The organism is Polaromonas sp. P3_C2 (assembly GCF_056402675.1).
On sequence record NZ_JBFUGX010000469.1, the window covers coordinates 1 to 3,293 of the forward strand.

General features: G+C 59.4%; 3 protein-coding genes. All 3 read left to right on the top strand.

The genetic code is table 11. The features are described 5' to 3' along the window. Window positions 1-2: 2 nt before the first annotated feature. Window positions 3-629: a GNAT family N-acetyltransferase gene (locus AC1DWI_RS17290; RefSeq protein ID WP_477669470.1), complete on the top strand. Its 627-nt coding sequence runs from the start codon at window positions 3-5 to the stop codon at window positions 627-629. 29 nt (window positions 630-658) lie between these two features. Continuing rightward, the gene (locus AC1DWI_RS17295) at window positions 659-1,942 is read left to right on the top strand and encodes an amidohydrolase family protein (protein WP_477669469.1); all 1,284 of its coding nucleotides are present in this window, start codon (window positions 659-661) and stop codon (window positions 1,940-1,942) included. Window positions 1,943-2,133: 191 nt separating this feature from the next. Further along, on the top strand, window positions 2,134-3,293 hold a 1,160-nt coding region (locus AC1DWI_RS17300), incomplete at its 3' end, for a hypothetical protein (RefSeq protein ID WP_477725294.1).

Consider the following 3,293-nt stretch of genomic DNA (forward strand, 5'->3'; position numbering starts at 1 on the left):
CCATGCGCAGCACGCCCTCAGGCCACGTCGCCGTCCCTCCCGCCTTTCTGGCAGGCGCGCGCGTACGCCTGCGCCCCTGGGTGGGCGATGACCGCACTCCCTTTGCCGCACTGAATGCAGACCCCAAGGTCATGGAACACTTTCCCGCGACGCTTACACGCGCGCAAAGTGACGCGCTGGTTGACCGCATCAGCACCTCGATCACCGAACGTGGCTGGGGCCTGTGGGCAGCGGAATACCGGCCAGCGGGCACCCATGCACCTCAGTTCATCGGCTTCGTGGGCCTGAACAGCCCGACCGCGGATCTGCCCTTCAACCCTTGCGTTGAAATCGGCTGGCGCCTGGCCCAGCCCTATTGGGGCCACGGCCTAGCCCAGGAAGCCGCACGCCTGGCGCTGCGCATCGGGTTTGACGTCTTGCAGCTGGACGAAATCGTGGCCTTCACCAGCCTCAACAACGCTCGCTCCCGCGCCGTAATGCACCGTTTGGGAATGGAGGAAAGCCCCGGTGAACAGTTTGACCACCCTTCCGTACCAGCCGACAGCCCGGTGCGGCGACACCGCCTGTACCGCTTGCCCCAAAAAGATTGGGGCAAAACCACGCGCGACAACACAGCGCCCACAGCCTGACCGCGCAGAAGAAATGGAGCACCTTTCCCATGCTTGACCTGCTGATCAACAACACCAGCCTGCCCGACGGCCGCACCGGCATGACCATCGCCGTGCAGAACGGCAAGATCACCCAGGTCAGCGAAGGCCCTATCGCGGGTGCGCAAGCCCATGAAACGGTAGACGCCGGTGGCTACCTGCTGAGCCCGCCTTTTGTCGACCCGCACTTCCACATGGACGCCACGCTCAGTTACGGCCTGCCACGTGTCAATGAAAGCGGGACGCTGCTCGAAGGCATCGCGCTGTGGGGCGAACTGAAGCCCCTGCTCACAGCCGAAGCGCTTATCGAACGCGCCCTCACCTACTGCGACTGGGCCGTCGCCAAAGGGCTGTTGGCCATTCGCAGCCACGTGGACACCAGCGAACCCAGCCTATTGGCGGTAGACGCATTGCTTGAAGTCAAAAAGCAGGTCGCCCCATACATCGACCTGCAACTGGTCGCCTTCCCGCAAGACGGCGTGCTGCGAACAAAAGGCGGTATCAACAACCTGGAGCGCGCACTCGACAAGGGCGTGGACGTGGTCGGCGGCATCCCCCACTTTGAACGCACCATGGCCGACGGCGCAGCCAGCGTGAAGTTGCTGTGCGAGATTGCGGCCGAACGCGGCCTGCTGGTCGACATGCACTGCGATGAATCCGACGACCCGCTCTCCCGCCATATCGAAACCCTGGCCGACGAAACCCAGCGCCTGGGCCTGCAGGGCCGCGTCAACGGCAGCCACTGCACCTCCATGCACAGCATGGACAACTACTATGTCAGCAAGCTGCTGCCGCTTATCGCCGAGAGTGGCGTCAGCGTCATCGCCAACCCGCTGATCAATATCACCCTGCAAGGCCGCCACGACACGTACCCGAAGCGCCGCGGCATGACCCGCGTGCCCGAGCTCATGGCGGCAGGCGTCAACGTCGCCTTCGGTCACGACTGCGTGATGGACCCCTGGTACGGCATGGGCAGCGGCGACATGCTGGAAGTGGCGCACATGGGCCTGCACGTGGCGCAAATGACCAGCCAGAAAGGCATACGCCAGTGCTTCGACGCGGTGACGGTCAATGCCGCCAGGGCCATGCATTTGCAGGGCTATGGCCTGGACGTAGGCTGCGACGCAAGCTTTGTGTTGCTCCAGGCGCGCGACCCGGTGGAGGCAATCCGCTTGCGGGCGAACCGATTAAAAGTGTGGAAGAAGGGCCAATTGCTGGCGCAAACCCCGGAGGTGGTGGCAACGCTCCACCTGCCCGGCCGTCCCGATATCACCTCATTCCAGACTAGCTCGTAAAGACCCAACGCCAGCCACGTTCCCAGCGGAATCGTTGGCTAAGGCACGACGGCGTGCTCACACTCCAATCGGCAATTGGGCAATATTGGCAATTGGGCCTCCCGCTGCCAAAGCTCCCCTAAACAGATGATGCGCCATGAGCTCGGCTCACCAAGAATCAAGCGCCACACATCAAAAAAAGGGGGGATCCCATGCTCAAACTCTCGATTCTGACGGCCGCGTCGCTGGCCCTTGCCGGTTGCACGACCCAACTACAAACAAAACCTGTATCGAAAGAGGCGGATGCGACGGTCGGTGTGCTCTACAACCTGCCTATGGCAGCTTTCGACGCTGAAGCCAGGTTTCTTGTMAAGGGATGCTCAATATTGTCACCAGGTGGTGCCCCAGTCTTGGCGTACGAGTTAGTTGCGGGCTCAGCGGTACTCCATTTGGAGCCTGATCCACTCGAAACCTACAGCCTTCGCTACGAGTTGCTCAACTCACCCATGAAGGTTACCGCTGCCACCATCAAACTTCACCCGAACGGGATGATCAAGTCGCTGAGCGCCGAAGCTGATGATCGAACGGCTCAGGTAATTGCTTCTGTCTCGGGTACGGTATTAAATCTGGCTAAGGCGGTTGCGCTAGCGGGCGTGTCAGCAACCTCTGCCTCGGCATACGGCGATTGCGCAGATTTCATGACTGAGCGAATTGCGGAACGGCAAAAGATCTTGAGCAAAGATTTGCCTCTTCTGAAGGCAGCGGATAAGGACCAAAAAGACGACAAAGCCTTAGCTGCAGTCTGGACGAAGAAATTGAAGATTGAGCAAGATAAGCTTGCAAAAGTACGTGAGCGTAAAAGTAAGAGCCGGGACGTCGACGTTAAGCAACTGCTGCTTCAAATCGCAGATATCCAGTTCCAGATCGATTTGGCAACTGTGGACGGTCGAAAAGCAAAGAATCTGGTTCTTCAGGCTCGTCTGGCTTCTCTCACGGAGGACTTGACTACGACAGCCAGGTATGTAGGCTGGTCCCCTCGGCAGTCCAATGGCGAGAAAGTCTGCCAGGAATTCTCCTCTAGTCAAGCGGAATACTGGACCAGGCTCGCGACATCCAGCTTCGCACCCGACACGGCCAAACCGGCGGATGGAAAGCTTTTTTCTGCAGAGATATGTGTGCAAGTTCCCGAAAGAGCTCGAAAAGCCGGTACAGCCACTGACGTCGTGGCAGGCGTGAAGGACGCTGAGTACGCAGGGGTTGTTTACCTGCTGCCATCGACGGGCTATGTTTTCGTAGGTGATAAAACCCAAAATGGCGTCAAATTTTATTCAGCAAACTCTGTAAGCCTGCCTCAATTTGGCGCCAAAGGCTT